The organism is Pseudomonas sp. PSB18 (genome assembly GCF_014596565.1).
Classification (GTDB): Bacteria; Pseudomonadota; Gammaproteobacteria; order Pseudomonadales; family Pseudomonadaceae; genus Aquipseudomonas.
Genome location: NZ_NOIN01000012.1, coordinates 117,270 through 136,036, shown reverse-complemented (window position 1 = coordinate 136,036; position 18,767 = coordinate 117,270). Strand labels below are relative to the sequence as shown.

Annotated in this window: 16 protein-coding genes and 1 pseudogene; 3 read left to right on the top strand and 14 right to left on the bottom strand. The window is 62.6% G+C overall.

Going from position 1 to position 18,767, the window contains the following annotated elements; all coding sequences use genetic code 11:
• Positions 1-63 precede the first annotated feature (63 nt).
• Positions 64-297, bottom strand: coding sequence for a hypothetical protein (locus tag CGA22_RS23525; protein WP_041020316.1), 234 nt, complete (start codon positions 295-297; stop codon positions 64-66).
• A 41-nt stretch (positions 298-338) separates the two neighbouring features.
• Entirely contained in the window at positions 339-683 is a 345-nt protein-coding gene (locus CGA22_RS23520; RefSeq protein WP_041020317.1) for a putative quinol monooxygenase, read from the bottom strand.
• A gap of 323 nt (positions 684-1,006) precedes the next feature.
• On the opposite strand from CGA22_RS23520, the gene CGA22_RS23515 reads away from it, so the two are divergent.
• Positions 1,007-1,936 (top strand): AraC family transcriptional regulator, encoded by a 930-nt coding sequence (locus tag CGA22_RS23515; RefSeq protein ID WP_041020318.1) that lies wholly within the window; start codon positions 1,007-1,009, stop codon positions 1,934-1,936.
• A gap of 126 nt (positions 1,937-2,062) precedes the next feature.
• Here the strand turns inward: CGA22_RS23515 and CGA22_RS23510 are convergent, their stop codons facing one another.
• The 6 genes from CGA22_RS23510 to CGA22_RS23485 all read right to left on the bottom strand — a co-directional run bounded on the left by CGA22_RS23510 (position 2,063) and on the right by CGA22_RS23485 (position 9,590).
• Positions 2,063-3,118, bottom strand: a complete 1,056-nt coding sequence (locus tag CGA22_RS23510) for an ABC transporter ATP-binding protein (RefSeq protein WP_041021585.1) — start codon at positions 3,116-3,118, stop codon at positions 2,063-2,065.
• Between the two features lie 15 nt (positions 3,119-3,133).
• Positions 3,134-3,982, bottom strand: a complete 849-nt coding sequence (locus CGA22_RS23505) for an ABC transporter permease (RefSeq protein ID WP_041021586.1) — start codon at positions 3,980-3,982, stop codon at positions 3,134-3,136.
• Positions 3,979-4,887: an ABC transporter permease gene (locus tag CGA22_RS23500; protein WP_188258719.1), complete on the bottom strand. Its 909-nt coding sequence runs from the start codon at positions 4,885-4,887 to the stop codon at positions 3,979-3,981. The genes CGA22_RS23505 and CGA22_RS23500 overlap by 4 nt, the downstream gene beginning before the upstream one ends.
• Positions 4,888-5,189: 302 nt before the next feature.
• On the bottom strand, positions 5,190-6,293 hold the full coding sequence (locus tag CGA22_RS23495; protein WP_041021588.1) for an extracellular solute-binding protein: 1,104 nt from the start codon (positions 6,291-6,293) through the stop codon (positions 5,190-5,192).
• A gap of 214 nt (positions 6,294-6,507) precedes the next feature.
• Positions 6,508-7,956: an aldehyde dehydrogenase family protein gene (locus CGA22_RS23490; protein WP_041021589.1), complete on the bottom strand. Its 1,449-nt coding sequence runs from the start codon at positions 7,954-7,956 to the stop codon at positions 6,508-6,510.
• The gene (locus CGA22_RS23485) at positions 7,953-9,590 is read right to left on the bottom strand and encodes a 5-guanidino-2-oxopentanoate decarboxylase (protein WP_041021590.1); all 1,638 of its coding nucleotides are present in this window, start codon (positions 9,588-9,590) and stop codon (positions 7,953-7,955) included. Before CGA22_RS23485 ends, CGA22_RS23490 begins: the two co-directional genes overlap by 4 nt.
• A 114-nt stretch (positions 9,591-9,704) precedes the next feature.
• On the opposite strand from CGA22_RS23485, the gene CGA22_RS23480 reads away from it, so the two are divergent.
• Entirely contained in the window at positions 9,705-10,586 is an 882-nt protein-coding gene (locus CGA22_RS23480; RefSeq protein WP_041021595.1) for a LysR substrate-binding domain-containing protein, read from the top strand.
• 192 nt (positions 10,587-10,778) lie between these two features.
• On the opposite strand, the gene CGA22_RS23475 is transcribed toward CGA22_RS23480, so the two are convergent.
• Positions 10,779-11,798, bottom strand: a complete 1,020-nt coding sequence (locus CGA22_RS23475; RefSeq protein WP_041021591.1) for an alpha/beta fold hydrolase — start codon at positions 11,796-11,798, stop codon at positions 10,779-10,781.
• 260 nt (positions 11,799-12,058) lie between these two features.
• The gene (gene metE / locus CGA22_RS23470) at positions 12,059-14,371 is read right to left on the bottom strand and encodes a 5-methyltetrahydropteroyltriglutamate--homocysteine S-methyltransferase (RefSeq protein WP_041021592.1); all 2,313 of its coding nucleotides are present in this window, start codon (positions 14,369-14,371) and stop codon (positions 12,059-12,061) included.
• A gap of 109 nt (positions 14,372-14,480) precedes the next feature.
• Between metE and metR the strand changes: the two genes are divergently transcribed.
• Positions 14,481-15,398 (top strand): transcriptional regulator MetR, encoded by a 918-nt coding sequence (gene metR, locus CGA22_RS23465; protein WP_139645131.1) that lies wholly within the window; start codon positions 14,481-14,483, stop codon positions 15,396-15,398.
• 113 nt (positions 15,399-15,511) lie between these two features.
• Here the strand turns inward: metR and CGA22_RS23460 are convergent, their stop codons facing one another.
• The 4 genes and pseudogenes from CGA22_RS23460 to CGA22_RS23445 all read right to left on the bottom strand — a co-directional run bounded on the left by CGA22_RS23460 (position 15,512) and on the right by CGA22_RS23445 (position 18,657).
• Positions 15,512-16,009, bottom strand: a complete 498-nt coding sequence (locus tag CGA22_RS23460) for a GNAT family N-acetyltransferase (RefSeq protein ID WP_041021593.1) — start codon at positions 16,007-16,009, stop codon at positions 15,512-15,514.
• Positions 16,006-16,643, bottom strand: a pseudogene (locus tag CGA22_RS23455) (LysE family translocator). The gene CGA22_RS23460 and the pseudogene CGA22_RS23455 overlap by 4 nt, the downstream one beginning before the upstream one ends.
• A 4-nt stretch (positions 16,644-16,647) precedes the next feature.
• On the bottom strand, positions 16,648-17,076 hold the full coding sequence (locus CGA22_RS23450; protein ID WP_041022946.1) for an NUDIX hydrolase: 429 nt from the start codon (positions 17,074-17,076) through the stop codon (positions 16,648-16,650).
• 213 nt (positions 17,077-17,289) lie between these two features.
• Positions 17,290-18,657 (bottom strand): HD domain-containing phosphohydrolase, encoded by a 1,368-nt coding sequence (locus tag CGA22_RS23445; RefSeq protein ID WP_041022696.1) that lies wholly within the window; start codon positions 18,655-18,657, stop codon positions 17,290-17,292.
• Positions 18,658-18,767 lie beyond the last annotated feature (110 nt).

Sequence of the window (18,767 nt, the reverse complement as noted above, 5' to 3'; positions counted from 1 at the left end):
ACAAGCCCTTGTGGCGAGGGGATTTATCCCCTCGCCACAGAAAAGCTCTATGAGTGATCGAAGTCACCAGAGCAACCCACCCTCCTCGTCGACGCCCTTGAGATGGGTCAGCTGCACAGCGGCAGCTTCATCGGCTTTGGCAGCCGTCTCGAAACTCTGTTTCTCAAGTAGCTTGTTGAAACGCGGCGCACCCGAGCCACCGATGGCTTTAGTGGCGATTGCTGCATAGTAGCCACCACCCTCCCGGGGCATGACGGCGGAAACAGCTTCAAAGGGTCCAAAGACTTTACGTGCCATATTGCGCATCCTGGCGATGAGAAATGACAGTCATTAAACCTTCATCCGGCCAGTTTGTGTACCGTCGCCAGCGTCGCCTGGGCGGCGGATACTTCCCTGAAGGTATGAAAATCCAGGCTGCTCACCACCAGATCCTGCACCAGCTCGGCGAAAACCCCCATGGCCGGGGAGTTGAAGTACGCATCCATCGCCTGCTGATCGACCCAGAGTCCGGACATCAACCACAAGTCGGCATCACATTGCGATTGTTGCAGCGCGAAGTGCACGCAACCGGGGGCTTGGCGCGAAGGCGCGATGAGCTTACTCAGACGCGCGCCCAATAATTTGGAGCTTCCGGCGCGGGCCCGCACAAAAGCCATGTGACTGACGGGGATCTGTGTAGACATGTTCAACCCTCCCAGGTCATCCATTGTGCAGCCGGGAACAGCTGCGACAGGATTGAAGGTTAAGCGCCACGACGCCAGGTTCGTTAGTCGATTTCTGCCGACGCCTTGCACAATCCTGCGTAAAAGTGCTCGACAAAGCCGCAACGCCCCGACAAGAACCGACTAATTTAAGACGAAAGATTTCAAGCAAGTTTCGGCGGCATTGCAACGCTCCGGCGCGGAGGCCATGCAGGATCAGGCAAGCTTTCAACAGAATGTGACTACCACTGGGCCTTGCACAAACATAAGCTTTGTCCATCGCTCCTATTTCCGAGGATCCTGGCATGTCGCCGCTCGACCACGCCCACGTCCCCCTGGACCCGCATCTGGAACAACAACGCGCCGAACTGGCGTCGATCATCGACCGTAATACCCGCGAAGACGGCAGTTACGCCACGGCCATCGGCTCATTGAATCTGTCTCGCCACAGCAAGCCCCATAAATTTGCCCCGGTGCTGGCGCAACCGGCGCTGTGCATCATGGCTCAGGGCAGCAAACAGGTGCGGCTGGCGGACGAACTGTTCAATTACGACCCACTCCATTACCTGGTGGTCTCGGTGTCGATGCCATTGAGCGGGTGCATCGCCGACGTTTCGCCCGAACACCCGATCCTGGCCCTGCGCCTGGACATCGACCCGGCGGAAATCACCGCGCTGATCGCCGATGCCGGTCCGCTGGGCGTGCCGACCCGCCCCGCCGGTCGTGGCCTGTATGTCGAACGCCTGGACACGTCGATGCTCGACGCGGTGTTGCGCCTGGTGCGCCTGCTGGACCACCCCAAGGACATCTCCATGCTCGCGCCCCTGGTGCGACGGGAGATTCTGTACCGACTGCTACGCAGTCCCCAGGGCTACCGGCTGTACGAAATCGCCATCGCCAACAGCCAGAGTCATCGCATCGGCCAGGCAATCAAATGGCTCAACGGTCATTTCGAACAGCCGTTGCGCATCGACGAACTGGCCCGGGAAGTGAACCTCAGCGTCTCGACCCTGCATCATCGCTTCAAAGCCATGACCGCCATGAGCCCGTTGCAATATCAGAAACAATTGCGTCTGCAGGAAGCCCGGCGGCTGATGCTGGCCGAAGGGCTGGAGGCCTCGGCGGCAGGGTATCGGGTGGGTTATGAAAGCCCTTCGCAGTTCAGCCGCGAGTACAGCCGGTTGTTCGGGGCACCGCCGTTGCGGGATCTGGCGCGGTTGCGGCTGACGGTTTGATTGGGCTTTTGCGTTGGCTTCGTCTGCCCCCATCGCGAGCAGGCTCGCTCCCACATTGGAATGCGTTCCCCTGTGGGAGCGAGCCTGCTCGCGATGGGGCCAGAAGACACACCCCACGTTTCCAGATCAGGCCCCCAGCAACCGACACGCCTCCGCCGGTAGGGTCACCGACACCGCATGTCCGATGCCCAGGTCCATTCCCTGGCACGGCGTACTCAGCGCAGTGAATGAAACCCCGGAACACTCCACCGTGGTCTCGATGGTCGCGCCAATGTCACGCACGAATGTCACCTTGCCCAGCAAGCGGTTACCCGCCGTGGCCTGGGGTGCAGACAGCTGCACGTCTTCCGGGCGCACCAACAATTTGATCTTTTCGCCAACAATGGCGCTACGGCTGGCCGGCACGTCCAGCGCGTCCCCGCCCGGCAGGCCGACGCGTCCGGTACCCAGTGTGGTCGCCGGGAAAATATTGCCCGAGCCGATGAAGTCGGCGACGAATTCGTTGGCCGGGTGCCGGTAGATCTCGATCGGCGTCCCCACCTGCTGCACCCGATGCTCACCCAGCACCACCACGATGTCGGCCATGGTCATGGCCTCGCGCTGGTCGTGGGTCACCAGAATGGTGGTGATGTTCAGCCGCTGTTGCAACTGACGGATTTCCACCTGCATCGACTCACGCAGCTTGGCGTCGAGGGCCGACAGCGGTTCGTCCAGCAGCAGGATTTTCGGCCGTGCGGCAATCGCCCGGGCAATCGCCACGCGCTGGCGCTGGCCGCCGGACAGTTTCGCCACCGGCCGGTCGATCATGGCCTGGAGCTGAATCAGTTCCAGCAGTTCCACCACCCGCGCCTGCTGCCCGGCCTTGCCCACGCCGCGCAGTTTCAGTGGATAGGCAATGTTCTCGCCGACGGTCATGTGGGGAAACAACGCCAGCGATTGAAAGACCATGCCGAAGTTGCGCAGGTGCGCCGGGGTATGACCGATGTCATCGCCGTCCAGGCGAATCTCGCCGCCACTGAGGCTTTCCAGGCCGGCGATCATCCGCAGCAGCGTGGTCTTGCCACAACCCGAAGGCCCGAGAAAACAGACCAGCTTGCCTTCCGGCAAATGCAGGTTCACGTCCTTTATCGCGCAAGCCGAGCCGTAATGTTTCTCGACGTTTTCCAGTATCAGTCCAGTCATGTCTTCACCTCGAAATCAAAAGGAAACGCCGCCCTCGCCCACCAGTTTCTCCAACGCCCAGATCAGCACGAAGTCGATCAGCACGATGAGCACGGCAAACGAAAAAACGGTGGGATCAAGCGACGACACGGTGCGGCTGTACATCCAGATCGGCACGGTCATGACGTCGACGGTGTAGAGAAAATAAGTCACGGTGAATTCGTTGAACGAGACAATGAACGCCAGCAACATCCCGGCGAGGATGCCCGACTTCATCAACGGCACCACCACATCGACAATAGCCCGCTGCGGTGACGCCCCGAGCATCCGCGCGGCTTCCTCGACTTCGCTGCCGATGCCGAGCATGGCGGCGGTGCAGTTCTTCACCACGAACGGCAAGGCAAGGATGACGTGGGCAATGACCAGCCTTGAGGTGGTCATCTGGAATGGCAGGCTGTCGAACACCAACAGCAAAGCCAGACCCAGCACCACCATGGGGAACACCAACGGCAGTGACATCAATTGCAGCGCCACGGCCTTGCCGCGGAATTCACAGCGGGTCAGCGCATAGGCCGCCGGTACCGCGATCAGCGTGGCGAAGATCATGGTCAGGCACGCCACCAGCAGGCTGGTGCCCATGGCCTGGCCCAGGCTCAGGACATCGCTGGTATCCGGGGAGACGAAGGTCTGCCAGGCAGCCCGATACCATTGCAGGCTGTAGCTGCTTGGCGGGAAATCCAGGTTCGCCGCGCCACTGAAGGACATGACGATCATGGTCAGGATCGGCAACACCGCCAGCAATAGAATGAAACCCGACAGCAGCCCCGCGATCCGACCGGTTTCACCGGGCAACAGTGACTGGCGTTTCTTACTCAACGCGCTCATTGAGAGGCCTCCAGCAGCCGCCGACGGCGGCCGGTGAAATACTCGGACAGGGTCATGATCAGCAGCGTGGTGACGATCAACACCACCCCGGCGGCGGACGCGGCCGGCCAGTTCATCAGCGGGGCAATCTGGTCATGGACCATCACCGCCAGCATCGGCACCCGCCTTCCGCCCAGCAACAGCGGTACGACGAAGCTGCTGGCGTTGTAGGCGAACACCAGGGTCGCGCCGGTGATGATCCCGGGCAGGCTCATGGGCAGTACCACTTGGCGAAACACCTGGAAGCGGCTGGCGCCGAGGGTGGCGGCCGCCTCTTCATAGCTGCGAGCCACCCCTCGCATGGCACTGGCGATGGGCAATACGGCCAGGGGGAATGCGGTCTGGACCAAGCCCATGAGCACGCCGTTCTGGTTGTACAGCAACATGATCGGCCGCTTGATCAGACCCAGGCCCATGAGCGCCTGGTTGAGCATGCCGGCCGGGCCGAGGATCACCAGCCAGCCGTAGCTTTGCAGCAGCAGGTTGACCAGCAGCGGCAACAGCACCGCCGCCAGGAACACCCGCCGCAACAATGGCGAGGCCAGGCGCGACATGGTGTAAGCCACAGGGATCGCCAGCAGCACGGCGATCACCGCGCTGATCAGAGCCAGACGCAAGGTCAGCAGCAGGGATTTGAGGTAATAGGGTTCCAGCAATTGCCCGTAACTGGCAAGGCTGAACCCACTCCACTCCGCGCCCTTGGTGCCCACGCTCATGCGCAGTACCAACAGACTGGCGGCAATCAACACGCCGAGAAACAACATCGACGGCGACAGGAAAAACCACGCCCGCGTCGTGGGCGAAATACTCCGGCTGGAACGCGTTGGCGCAACGCTCCGCGGATGGGCTAACGGTTGGTGTTCCATGGCAAGATCTCGTCAGTGGAAAACGACAGCACAAACACAACTTTCTTGTGGGAGCGGGATTGCTCGCGAAGGCGCCGGCACAGCCAGCATCCCCTTCAACTGACCCACCGCTATCGCGAGCAGGCTCGCTCCCACATGGGCTCTCGGGTGGCTCACAGATCCCGCATCCACCCCCACTTCCCTGTGGGAGCGAGCCTGCTCGCGATGGCGCCGGCACAGCCCACATTTTCATCAACTGATCCACCGCTATCGCGAGCAGGCTTGCTCCCACACTTGGATATCGAGCGGGCCCGGCATCCGGTTCAGGAGGAGAAAATTTCTGTGTACCGGCGAATCCACTGGTCGTGCACCGTTGCCAGGAAGGCGTTGTCGTGCATGATCGCTTTCTCGGCGATTTGCTCAGGGGTGAGGATGTACGGGCTCTTGCGCGCTTCGGCGGAGATGATGGCCTTGGCATTGACCGGGCCGTTGAAGATGTCTTCAGCCATCTTGCCCTGCACCAGCGGGTCGAGGGAGTGGTCGATGAAGGCGTAGGCCAGGTCGGTGTCGCCCGGGCGGTTCTTGGGCATGACCGAGAGCATCAGGTCGGTGTAGAAGCCTTCCTTCATGCCGAACGTCGCCCCCAGACCATAGGCCGGGTCGCGGATCTGCTTGGGGAAAAACGCCGGCGCATACAAGCCGCCCATGTCCAGGGAACCGGTGCGGAACAGTTCGGCGATCTGGTTCGGGTTTTCGCCCAGGGTCACCACCCGTTCCTTGAGCTCGGCGAGTTTCTTGAAGCCCGGTTCGATGTTGTGTTCATCACCGCCGGCCAGCTTGGCGGCGATGATGATCAGGTCCATGGCCTCGGTCCAGTTCGGCGGCGGCAGGAAGATGTTCGGCGCCAGGTCCGCGTCCCATAGCGCAGCGTAACTGTCCGGCGCTTGTTGCAAGGTGCGGGTGCTGTAGACCAGGCTGTTGCACCACAACAGGTAACCGATGCCATGACCGCCAGCGCCGGTGCGGTATTGGGCCGGCACGTCCACCAGATTGGGGATCCGGTTCAGGTCCGGCTTTTCCAACAGGCCCGCCGCAGCCAATCCCTCGGCACCGACGCCGGCCAGGGTAATGATGTCGTACTGCGGCCGATCGCCACCGGCCTTGAGCTTGGCGACCATTTCCGAGGTGCTGCCGGTGCGGTCGGCGATGACCTTGGCCCCGGTCTTGGCCTCGAAGGTCGCGGCGATGTTGCGCAGCGCCGCCAGCCCGGTGTCGTCGGACCAGGTCAGCAGGCGCAGGGTCTTGCCGACGAATCGCGTATCGCTGGCCCGGGCGCTGATGAAGGGCACGCTCATGGCGGCGGCCGCGACCGACACTACGCTGGCGGTCTTGATGAATTGACGTCTGTTCAGATCATGCTTGCCCATGGAGGACCTCTTTGTTCTTCTAAGTATGAGATGGCTGAAACCGTTGCGCCCTAGCCGTTCGAGATCGACCAAAGCCCCGTACCGCAAGGACTTTGTCGTTGTCGAAGGCCATCCTGGGGTTGCACAAAATCCCTGACTATCGAAAAAAACTCATTGAAGCCATGTCCCTGGCGCATGCCTTTTTTCGAGGCATGCGCGACCCGATAACGTGCTGTCAGACCGCCCGGATCACATGCTTGATTTCCTGGAACGCGGCCAATCCCCAGGGTCCCAACTCGCGGCCCAAACTGCTCTGTTTGTAGCCGCCCCACGCCGCCTGGGGAAAGATCACCTGGGGCGCGTTGATCCACACCAGGCCCGCCTGCAAAGCGTTGGCGACCTGCTCGGCAACGTCGAGATCACGGCTGACGACGCTGGCCACCAGGCCGAAACGGCTGTCATTGGCAAGCGCAATCGCCTGTTCCACGCCGCTGAAACGGCGCACGCACAGCACCGGTCCAAAAATCTCCTCGCACCACAGCGCACTGTCCGGGGGCACGTCGGTGAAGATCGTGGGCTGAAGAAAAAAACCTCGCGACAGATGCGTTGGGCGCTGGCCGCCGCACACCAGCGTCGCACCCGCGCTCAAGCCCCGGTCGATATGCCCCAGCACCCGTTGGTATTGCGCCTGATTGACCAACGCGCCCATTTCCACGTCCGGGTCGAACGGATCCGCCACGCGAATCGCCTCGGCGCGGATCTTGAGCCGCTGCAGGAATTCATCGGCCAGCTCGTCAGCGACCAGCACACGGCTGGTGGCCGAACACATCTGCCCGGCATTGAAGAAGCCGCCGCCACAGGCCAGCTCCACCGCCAGTTCCAGATCGGCGTCGGCCAACACCAGCAGGGACGATTTGCCGCCCAGTTCCAGGCTCACGCCCTTCACCGTTTCCGCCGCCCGTTGCATCACCTGCACACCCACCGCGTTGCTGCCGGTGAAGGAGATCTTCGCCACCCGCGGATCGGCGGCCAGCGGCGCGCCCACAGCCAGGCCGGTCCCACAGATCAGGTTGAAGACCCCATCGGGCAAGCCGCAGTCGGCGATGATCGAGGCCAGCTCCAGCTCCGGCAACGGCGTGACCTCAGAGGGCTTGAGCACCACGCAGCAGCCGGCGGCCAGGGCCGGTGCGAGTTTCCAGGCGGTGGTGACCATCGGGAAATTCCACGGCACGATCAAGCCGACCACACCGCAAGGTTCGCGGCGCAGGCGGGCGCTGAAATCATCGCTGGGCAAGGCCAGCGCACTGTCCTGTCGAGTGTCCAAGCCTTCGGCCAGCTCGGCGTAATACTCGAAGGTCGCGACCACATCATCGACATCGATGGCCGCCTCGAACAGCGGTTTGCCGTTGTTGCGCGATTGCAATTGCATCAACTGCTCACGACCGGCCTGCACGCCAGCGGCGATACGGCGCAGGATCGCGCCGCGCTCGCCACCCGTGGTTTTCGACCATGGGCCAAAGGCCGGGGTCGCGGCGTCCAGGGCTCGGTCGACTGCGCGTTCATCACCGCCATGAACAGTGGTCAGCAAGGCCTCGGTCGCCGGGTTGATCACCCGCAGATACTGCTCACCGCAAGACCACTGGCCGTTGATGTACAGCCCTTCCAATACCGTGGGAAGAGTCATTGCGCCACCCCGCTCATCCAGCGCGCCTGATCGATTTCGATCAGCGTCGGGCCTTGCCGGTCGTTGGCGGCGAGCAGTGCGGCATGCAGTTGCGCCACATCATCGATGGCTTCGGCTGCACAGCCCAAAGCCTTGGCGACGCCAATGAAGTCCGGGGTATAGATGTCCACGCCCACTGGTTCGATGGCGCGGTTGACCATGTATTTCTTGATCTCTTCGTAGCCTTGGTTATTCCACAGCAGCACAATCACCGGCACCCGCGCCTCCACGGCGCTGGCCAGTTCCGGCAGGGTGAATTGCAAGCCGCCGTCACCGATCAGGCACACCACCGGGGGACGGCCATGGCCCTGTTCCTTGCCGCCAAGCCAGGCGCCAATCGCCGCCGGCAACGCATAGCCGAGGGTGCCGTAGCCGGTAGACGAGTTGAACCAGCGGCGCGGATGCTCCGGGTTGAACGTCAGGTTGCCGGTGTACACCGGTTGGGTGGAGTCGCCGACGAATACCGCCTCAGGCAGCGTTTGCAAGACGCTGTCGAGAAAAACGTTCTGGGCGCGGACCGCAGCGTCCCAGCTACCTTCCAGGTCAGCACGCAACCGGGTAGCACGGGCAGCGCCCCATTCGTTGCAGCGCTCGGCCAAGGGTTGCCGGTTCAATTCGTCGAGCAAGGCCCGGGCGGCGGTGCGGGCATCGGCAACCAACGCCAGGCGCGGCGGATAGTTGCGCACGGTCTGGTCCGGGTCGATGTCGATGCGCAGCAGCGCACCAGGGAGCTCGAAGCCACCGGCAAAGGTGATGTCGTAGTCGGTTTCAGCCAGTTCGGTGCCGATGGCCAGCACCACATCCGCTTCGGCCACCAATGCGCGGGTGGCGACCAGGCTCTGGGTAGAGCCGATCAACAAGGGATGACGGGACGGCAGCAGGCCCTTGGCGTTGATGGTCAACGCCACCGGTGCGCCAAGGCGTTCGGCCAGCTCGGTCAATTCGACAGCGGCGTCGATGGCGCCACCACCGGCCAGGATCAGCGGTCGCCTGGCCGAGGCCAGCATCGCCGTCATCTGTTTCACCGCGCCCGGCGCGGCGCCGGCGCGATCGACGCTCACGGGCATACTGGCGAGCAAGTCATCGGCGTCTTCGACCAGCACGTCCAAGGGGATTTCGATGTGCACCGGCCGCGGGCGCCCGGCCTGGAACACCGCAAAGGCTCGGGCCAGTACGCTGGGCAATTCAGCGGCGGACATCAGCGTGTGGGAAAACGCCGCGACCCCGCCCACCAACGCAGCCTGATTCGGCAACTCATGTAACTTGCCGCGTCCACCACCCAGTTGGCTGCGCGACTGTACGCTGGAGATCACCAGCATGGGGATCGAATCGGCGTAGGCCTGGCCCATGGCGGTGGTGATGTTGGTCATGCCGGGGCCGGTGATGATGAAACACACACCGGGTTTACCGCTGACGCGAGCGTAACCGTCGGCCATGAAGCCTGCGCCCTGTTCGTGGCGCGGCGTCACATGGCGGATGCTTGAACGGGCCAGCCCGCGATACAGCTCGACAGTGTGCACGCCGGGAATGCCGAACACCTGCTCCACGCCATAGCCTTCGAGTAACTTGACCAGTACTTCGCCACACGTTGCCATTGCCACTGCCCTTTTTCTTGTCTTGGAATGGCTTCATTGAACGGTCAGGCCATAGCGGCAACAATGGATAAAAAGTCATACTAGCCATGTCCCCACGTCATGGCTTGGATCCAAATGAAACGACTTCCTCCGCTTCCGGCGCTGCACACGTTTCTGATCACGGCCCAATGCTGCAACTTCACCCGGGCCGCTGAACAACTGCACATTACCCAGGGCGCGGTAAGCCGGCAGATCGCCGGGCTGGAGGATCATCTGGGCTACGCGCTGTTCCAGCGCCAGGCCCGCGGCCTGAGCCTGACGCCTGAAGGGGCGGCGTGGTTGCCACGGGTGCAACAGGTGTTCCGGCTGATCGGCGACGCGGTGGAGCAGATCGGCGAGAAGCGCCAGACCCTGCAACTCAAGGCCCCGACCTGTGTGATGCGCTGGTTGCTGCCGCGGTTATTGCAATGGCAGAAGGAACGGCCGGATGTGCCGGTGGAACTGACCACCACTGTCAGGCACGGTGTGGACTTCCAGCGCGAGGCCTTCGACGCGGCCGTGATCTATGGTCCGCCACCCGACACCTCATTGGCGTGCCTGCATCTGTTCGATGAGCAACTGACGCCGGTCTGCTCCCGCCCGGTGCTGGACGGCCCCGTGCCGCTGCGTGAACCCGCCGACCTGCAGCAACACTTGCTGTTGCACCCGACCCGCGACGAGCGCGACTGGACGGCCTGGCTGGATGCGGCCGAGGTGCACTTGAGCAATGTCAGCAAGGGCCAGCATTTCGAAACCCTGGACCTGGCGATGTCCATGGCCTCACAGGGCACGGGGGTGGCGATAGGTGACTGGTCGCTGATCGGCGATGACCTGAGCGCCGGGCGGCTGGTGATGCCGTTCGAACTGAAGGTCAGGACCGGGTTGGGTTATCACCTGGTATTCCCCCGCAAGACCCAGGCTTCGGGGCCGTTGCAGGAGTTGATGGGGTGGTTGGTGGAGCAGGCCCGGGTTCGGTGAAGTCCTGCAGATACTCCTTTGTGGCGAGGGGATTTATCCCCGCTGGGGCGCGAAGCGGCCCCAAGGCAGTCGACTCAATCTATCTGATGCACCGAGTCGCTTGGCTTTAGGGCTGCTTCGCAGCCCAGCGGGGCGGTGCGACGTTTCGCTAAATCCCCTCGCCACAGGGATCTCTACAACCCTCGACCTCTATCAGAGCAGATTCGGCGCCTGCGTCGGTTCGACCTGCGCCCAATGCGAGGTGTCTTCGCGATGCTGTTGCAGATAGGGCAACACCGCCCCCAGCAATGGCTCCTTGAACGCTTCCTGGAAACGATGGGCCAGGCCCGGGATCAGTTTCAACTGACTGCCACGGATATGCGCCGCCAGATGCACGCCGTGCATCACCGGCAGTAACGGGTCGGCGGTGCCATGGACCACCAGGGTCGGCACTTGCAATTGATTGAGCAGTTCGACCCGGCTCGGCTCGGCCATGATCGCCATGATCTGGCGTTGCACACCTTCGGGGTTGAACGCCCGATCATAGGCGACAGCAGCCTGATGCAGCAGCGCCTGGCGATCATCGACTACCAGGGGGCTACCCAGTGCGGCCAGCAGGTCAGCCTGCTGTTCCAGCGCCACCTCGCGATTCGGCGCACTGCGGCGGGACAGCAATCGCACCAGCGTTTCGCTGGGCGCCGGTAAACCGGCGGCACTGGAGCTGGTCATGATCAGGGTCAGGCTTTCGACCCGCTGCGGCGCCATGGCGGCCATGTGCTGGGCGATCATGCCGCCCATGCTCGCCCCCAGCAGATGAAAGTTCTGCACATGCAACGCGTCCATCAGTCCCAGCCCGTCATTGGCCATGTCGGTGAGGGTATAAGGCGCGTCGACCGTCAAGCCCAGTTTGTAGCGAAGCGCTTCGAATGTCAGGTTGGCGCTGCCCGGCGCCTGCCGCCAAGTGGATAAGCCCACGTCCCGGTTGTCGTAGCGGATCACCCGAAAGCCCTGCTCGCACAGGGCAACCACCACTTCGTCCGGCCAATGGATCAATTGTCCACCCAGCCCCATCACCAGCAACAAGGCCGGATCGGAGCCACGGCCAATGCTCTGGTACGCCAGGCTCACCTGATCCAGATCGACCCGTTGGGTCGGGACGTTGACATCACAACGAGACGCCGCAATCGACGGCAGGCCGAACAACAGGACGGCCAGAAAAATAAACACACGCATGAAGAAACACCAAAACGCAGAACCCCAGTAGAGCGCGAGTCTGATGAAATTCGTTCAAGCGCGCTGCCACAGTTGCGTGACAGTTTGATGAAGATTGCCGAGTGGTTCCTGCGGTGTGAATTTTCTGTGGGAGCAAAGCTTGCTCGCGATAGGGCCAAGTCAGCCAATAGTGATATTGGCTGGGCCGCCGCCATCGCGAGCAAGCTTTGCTCCCACAAGTTTCCTCAGCGCTCACAGGTACAGCCAAGCTCCGCAGTTACTCAGGCCCACTGCCCTCGCAACTGTCGCGCCGCCGCCACCATGTTCACCAGCGCCGCTTCGGTTTCCGGCCACGCCCGGGTCTTCAGGCCGCAGTCGGGGTTGATCCACAGGTGCCCGGCGGGAATCCGCTTCAGGGCCTTGCTCATCAACCCGACGATCTCGGCAGTGTCCGGCACCCGTGGCGAGTGGATGTCGTAGACGCCCGGGCCGATGTCGTTGGGGTAGTCGAACGCTTCGAAAGCCTCCAGCAGTTCCATGTCCGAGCGTGAGGTTTCAACGGTGATGACGTCGGCATCCATGGCCGCGATGGCCTGGATCACGTCATTGAATTCGCTGTAGCACATGTGGGTGTGGATCTGGGTTTCGTCACACACACCCGACGCGCTCAAGCGGAAGGCTTCCACCGCCCAGTCCAGGTACTCCTGCCATTGCCCGCGCCGCAGCGGCAGGCCTTCGCGGAATGCGGCCTCGTCGATCTGCACGATGCTGATCCCGGCCGCTTCCAGGTCCACCACTTCGTCACGCAGGGCCAGGGCCAGTTGCTGCGCCTGGACCCGACGCGGCAGGTCTTCACGGGGGAACGACCACATCAGCATGGTCACGGGGCCGGTGAGCATGCCCTTCATGACTTTGTCGGTCAGGTTTTGCGCGTAGCGGATCCAGTCGACGGTCATAGGCTTCGGCCGGCTGATGTCGCCGTAGATGATTGCCGGTTTCACGCATCGCGAACCGTAGCTCTGCACCCAGCCGAAACGGCTGAAGGCATAGCCGTCCAGTTGCTCGGCGAAATATTCCACCATGTCGTTGCGCTCGGCTTCGCCATGGACCAGCACGTCCAGACCCAGGCGTTCCTGGATCTGCACGGCGTGGCGGATTTCGGTGTGCATGGCGTCCTGATAATCGTTGGCCGACAGCTTGCCCTGCTTGTAGGCCTGACGCGCCAGGCGAATCGCCGGGGTTTGCGGGAAAGAGCCGATGGTGGTCGTAGGAAAGGCCGGCAGTTTCAGGCGTGCCCGCTGCCGTTCGATGCGCTGGGCAAACGGCGAACGCCGCTGGCTATCCTGGGGTTTGATGGCCGCTAGACGGGCCTGGACCTCGGGTTTGTGAATACGCGTCGAGGCGGCGCGGCTCGCCTGTACCTCGCGGCTGGCGGCCAGCGCCTGTTGCACACCAGGGGCTTGCGGATCGTTCAATGCGTCACGCAGCACCGCCACTTCACCGCACTTCTGCACTGCGAAGGCCAGCCAGCGCTTGAGCTCGGGGTCGACCCGGTCTTCACGCTCCAGGTCTACCGGGCTGTGCAGCAACGAGCACGATGTACTGACCCAGAGGTTGTCGCCAAAGCGCTCCTGGGCCGGTTGCAACTGCGCCAGCGCCTGTTCCAGTTCGCAGCGCCAGACGTTACGGCCATTGACCAGGCCCACCGAGAGAATCTTGTAGGTCGGCAGACGGTCCAGCACCTGGCCCAGTTGCTCCGGCGCGCGTACCGCATCGATGTGCAAACCGTCCACCGGCAGGCTCACGGCCAGGCCGAGGTTGTCTTCCAGACCACTGAAATAAGTCGCCACCAGTTTCTTCAGCGGCGAATACTGGAGAATGTGGTAGGCCCGTTCGAAGGCACTCCGCCAGGCCAGGGGCAGGTCAAGGGTGAGGATCGGTTCGTCGATCTGCACCCACTCCACGCCTTGGGCCTTCAGGCGATTGAGGATTTCACCGTAGACCGGCAGCAGTCGTTCCAGCAGGTCGAGCTTGTCGAAATCCCGCCCCTTGGCCTTGCCCAGCCACAGATAAGTCAGCGGACCGATGATCACCGGTTTGACCCGATGCCCCAGGGCATGGGCTTCATCCACTTCATCGAACAACTGCTCCCAACTGAGGGCGAAGGTCTGGTCGACGGAAAACTCCGGGACCAGGTAGTGGTAGTTGGTGTCGAACCACTTGGTCAGTTCCTGGGCGTGTTGTGCCTGGCCGTGGTTGGCAGCGCAACAGGCCGGCGTGGCGCCACGGGCCATCGCGAACAGGGTGTCGAGGGTCGGTCGGCCCTGCGGGTTCAAGGTGTTGTGAAACCGCGCCGGAACCGCGCCCAGGGTCAGGGTGTGGCCGAGCACCTGGTCGTACCAGGCGAAATCCCCCACCGGCAGCAGGTCGATCCCGGCGTCTTTCTGCACTTGCCAGTGCCGGGCCCGCAGCTCGCGCCCGACGCTCTGCAACGCGGTCGGTGCCAGGTCGCCCTTCCAGTAGGCTTCGAGGGCTTTCTTCAGTTCGCGGTCGGCGCCGATGCGGGGAAAACCAAGGGTGTGGGCCAGGGCCATGGTAAGAGTCCTCCTGTAAAAGATGACGCCATTGTCGACAGTCGACCCTACATGAGACAAACTCAACCTTTTCGTGTTGATCACAAGTTTTACTCATGGAGCCATTCCGGTGCTTGAACTCCGCCACCTCAAGACCCTGCACGCCCTGCGCGAAGCCGACAGCCTGGTAGAAGCCGCCGAACGCCTGCACCTGACCCAGTCCGCCCTCTCCCACCAGTTCAAGGAGCTGGAAGAACGCCTGGGGATGCAGTTGTTCGTGCGCAAGACCAAACCGGTGCGATTCACCAGCGCCGGGCTGCGCTTGCTGCAACTGGCCGATGCCACCCTGCCGTTGCTGCGCAGCGCCGAGCGGGACATCGCGCGGCTGGCCGGAGGCACCGCCGGGCGCTTGCACATGGCAATCGAATGCCACAGCTGTTTCCAGTGGCTGATGCCGACCATCGACCAGTTCCGCGATGCCTGGCCGGAAGTCGAACTGGACCTGGCCTCGGGCTTCGCCTTCGCCCCGTTGCCGGCCCTGGCCCGTGGCGACCTGGATCTGGTGGTGACGTCCGACCCGCTGGAATTGGCGGGCATCACCTACGTGCCGCTGTTCACCTACGAAGCGATGCTCGCCGTGGCCAACCAGCATCGGCTGGCAAGCAAACCGTATATCGTGCCCGAAGACCTGCTTAGCGAAACCCTGATCACCTACCCCGTGGAACGGGATCGACTGGACATCTTCACCCGTTTCCTCGAGCCGGCCGACATCGAACCGGCCCAGGTCCGCACGTCTGAACTGACGGTGATGATGATGCAGTTGGTGGCCAGCGGCCGTGGCGTCTGCGGCATGCCCCACTGGGCCCTGCACGAATACAGCTCACGGGGTTATGTGAAAGCCAAGCGGCTGGGAGAGAAAGGCCTGTTCGCCACGCTGTACGCTGCAGTCCGCACCGACATGCTCGATGCACCGTACATGCGCGACTTCCTGTTGACGGCTAAGGACACCTCGTTCTCCACGCTCGATGGGGTCAGTGCCGTTCGGTGATACCGGGGCGCCGCTATCGCGAGCAGGCTCGCTCCCACAGGGGGCTGTGTCGGCCTGGATCTCTGTATGCACAAAAATCCAAATGTGGGAGCGAGCCTGCTCGCGATGGCGCCTTAGAGCTCGCGCCACATGTGGATCTTGTCGAGATACTCGTCATCCACCCGTATCGCCATCGGCTCCAGGCCGTAGAGCACGAAACCGCAGCGTTGATAGAGCTTGAGCGCCGGATCGTTGCCCGCCGTGACGGTCAGTTGCACCAGGCGCAGGAAGGTATGGCGACGGGCTTCGTCAAGCGCGGCCTCCAGCAGTTGCTGGCCAAGCCCACGGTGACGATGGGTATCGACAACGTACATGCCAAACAGCGTCGCCTTGTGCCGGGCTTTCTGTCGGGGCTCCAGGGACAGGCCGACGATACCGGCCAGTTCCCCCTCGATGAACGCCCCCAGCACCACGTCAAGCCGGTTGGTCAGGCGAGACTCCCACCAATTCATGGGCATCGCCGCCCGTTCGCTGACGCTGGAGGTGAACGCCTGCGGATGCAGTCCGTAGGCCTGGAGCATCAGCTCGCGATAGGCCGGAGCATCACCAGCCCGCAGCCGTCGGATGCTCACGCGGCCCGCCGTTGCTCAAGCATCAGCCGAAGCGCCAGCGCACCCAGCACAAACCCCATGAAATAACGCTGCACCGCCAACCAGGTGGGGTTATGAACGAACCACGAAGCAATGCCCGCAGCGAACAGGGCGATCAACAGGTTGACGCTGAAACTGACGCTGATCTGGGTCAGCCCGAGGATCAGGCTCTGGGTGAACAGCGACCCGTGTTCCGGGCTGATGAACTGGGGAAATACCGATAGATAGAACACGGCGATCTTCGGATTCAGGGCGCTGGTGAGAAAGCCCATGGTGATCAGCTTGCGCGTCGAGTCCGCAGGCAACTGCTGTGCCTGGAACGGCGAACGCGCGCTGGCTTCACGGCTTGCCAGGCCAGCCACAACAGGTACAACGCGCCGGCCCATTTCAGGATCTCATAGGCCATGGGCACGGCCAGGAAGACCGCCGTCAGCCCTGCCGCCGCCGCGAACACATGCACGAAGAACCCCGCCACCACCCCCAGCAAGGAGGTAACCCCCGCCTTGCGGCCCTGGCAGATCGAACGGGAAATCAGGTAGATCATGTTCGGGCCGGGCGTGAGCACCATCAGCAACGCGGCGGCGGCAAAAACCAGCAGGTCCGGCAAGGGAATCATGGGGTCAATCCTTGAGGCACGGGTTCGAAAGCTCTGTAGCCCGATAAAACGGCAGGATCACCTCGCCTGTCAATGGTGCCAACGACAACCCGCCGTCGCCGGCCGGGTCGATCCAGCGAACCTCTTCAATTTCGGCAGCGGGGGAAACCGCAGCATCGATGTCCAGCAGGAACACCTGCGCCTGGACGACAAAACCCGGCTCGTTGGCGGCCGGCGCGCTGAACGGGCCCAGGTAGCGAGCCTGTGCCGGATCGATTATCAGCCCCAGCTCTTCTTCCAGCTCCCGGGCCAGGGCCTGGACCGGTTGCTCATGAGGCTCGATCTTGCCGCCCGGTTGCATGAAGGCCTGGGTACCGCGCTTGCGCACCAGCAGGGTTCGACCGTCCGGCCCGATCAGCAGGGCGGCGGCGATGTGGATGAGGGGAGTGGTCATGAATGATTGGCCTTGGCGGAAAAATGCCGGGGAGATTACAGACCACAGAGACTGGAGCAAAGCCTACCCCAGTTGTACAGGCACGACACCACCCCTGTGGGAGCGAGCCTGCTCGCGATAGCGGTGTATCAGTTGACTGCTCAACATCAGACACTCCGCTTTCGCGAGCAGGCTCGCTCCCACAGGGGATTCGAGTCGCCAGTCAGGCTTGGATCACCCCAACATCGGCTTCGGTGCCGAAGGATCCAGCGCCTCCTCGGGGATCTTGACGAACACGCTGTACCGGGCCCCTTCCATCGCTTCGAAGGCGATGAGTTTCTCCACCAACGGGCCGCTCAATACTTTGCCGGCATTGAGCAGCAACATGCCGTTGTCGGCGTTGAGGTTGCGGGCCAGGACCATGCCGGATTCCAGTTCCCGGGTGGTCATGACTTTCACCGTCGGGTCGGACAAGGTGACGTCTTCCAGGTACTCGCCACACGCCTTGATGAAGTCCTCCACCATGTCCGGGTCGTACAGCTTGCCGGCGTATTTGCGGATGTAGACCAGCGCCTCGTCGCTGTTCATCTGCCGTTCGAGAATCAACCCGCGCTGCAACTCGATGAAGTCCACCGCCAGCTTCAACAGCCTGGAACCGAACGGGATCGCCTCGCCCTTGAGGTGATCGGGGAAACCACTGCCGTCCCAGCGCTCCTGGTGATGGAGAATGATTCGCGCCGCGTCCTTCATCGGGTCCAGGGTCATCAGCAGCGATTCGCTCTGCTTCGGATAGGAGCGATACAGGTCCAATTCGTTGTGATGCAGCAGGTCGGCCGGCGTGACCATCATGTTATCGGTCCAGCTCAGCTTGCCGATGTTGTAGAGCGCCGCGGCCATGGTCAGGTCGCGGTCGGTGGACTCGTCGAGAAAGTGCAGCCGGCTGTAGACCCGGATCAGTTCGATGATTTGCCGGTTGGTCTGCTTGGCCTTGGGCAGGCGCAGGTTGGCGATCAGCGAGAACACCTCGGTGCCGGTCACATAGCTGCGCTTGAGCTCTTCATAGGCCAGGTCGAGCATGTCGGCGGTCTGCTGCAGCTCGGCGGTACGTGACGCCACGCGCTTTTCCAGGGTGGCGTTGAGGGTCTTGAGTTGCTGGTTCTGCTCGCGGTTCAGCGCTTCGAGGCGCTGGCGTTCGCTTTCGGAATGCTGGTGGGCCAGGGCCTGGCGCAAGGCCTGCACCAGTTCGTCGTCGTTCCAGGGCTTGCTGAGGTAACGATACAGCCCCCCCTCGTTGATGGCCTTGGTCATCATGTCCACATCGGCGTAGCCGGTGAGCAGGATGCGCAGGGTCGACGGATAGAGCTTGCGGATCTGGGCCAGCAGCGTCGCACCGTCCATGTTGGGCATGCGCGCATCGGTCATCACCAGGTCGACCGGCCGTTCCTTGAGGATTTCCAGGGCCTTGGCACCGCTGTCGGCCAGCAGGATTTCATAGGGCTGGCTGCGCAGTAACCGACGCAGGCTATTGAGAATCGACTCTTCGTCATCGACCAACAGCACCGTCGGCTTCGTAACCGGAACGTCCGGCGATTGATCTTCCATTACTACCCCCTCCTATAAGACGACCACCGTTCTACCTTACCCCCAAAAGACAGGCTAGTAGATTGCGTAAATTTAGACACGATTTGCCATCGCTGACCAAGCGCATCCCG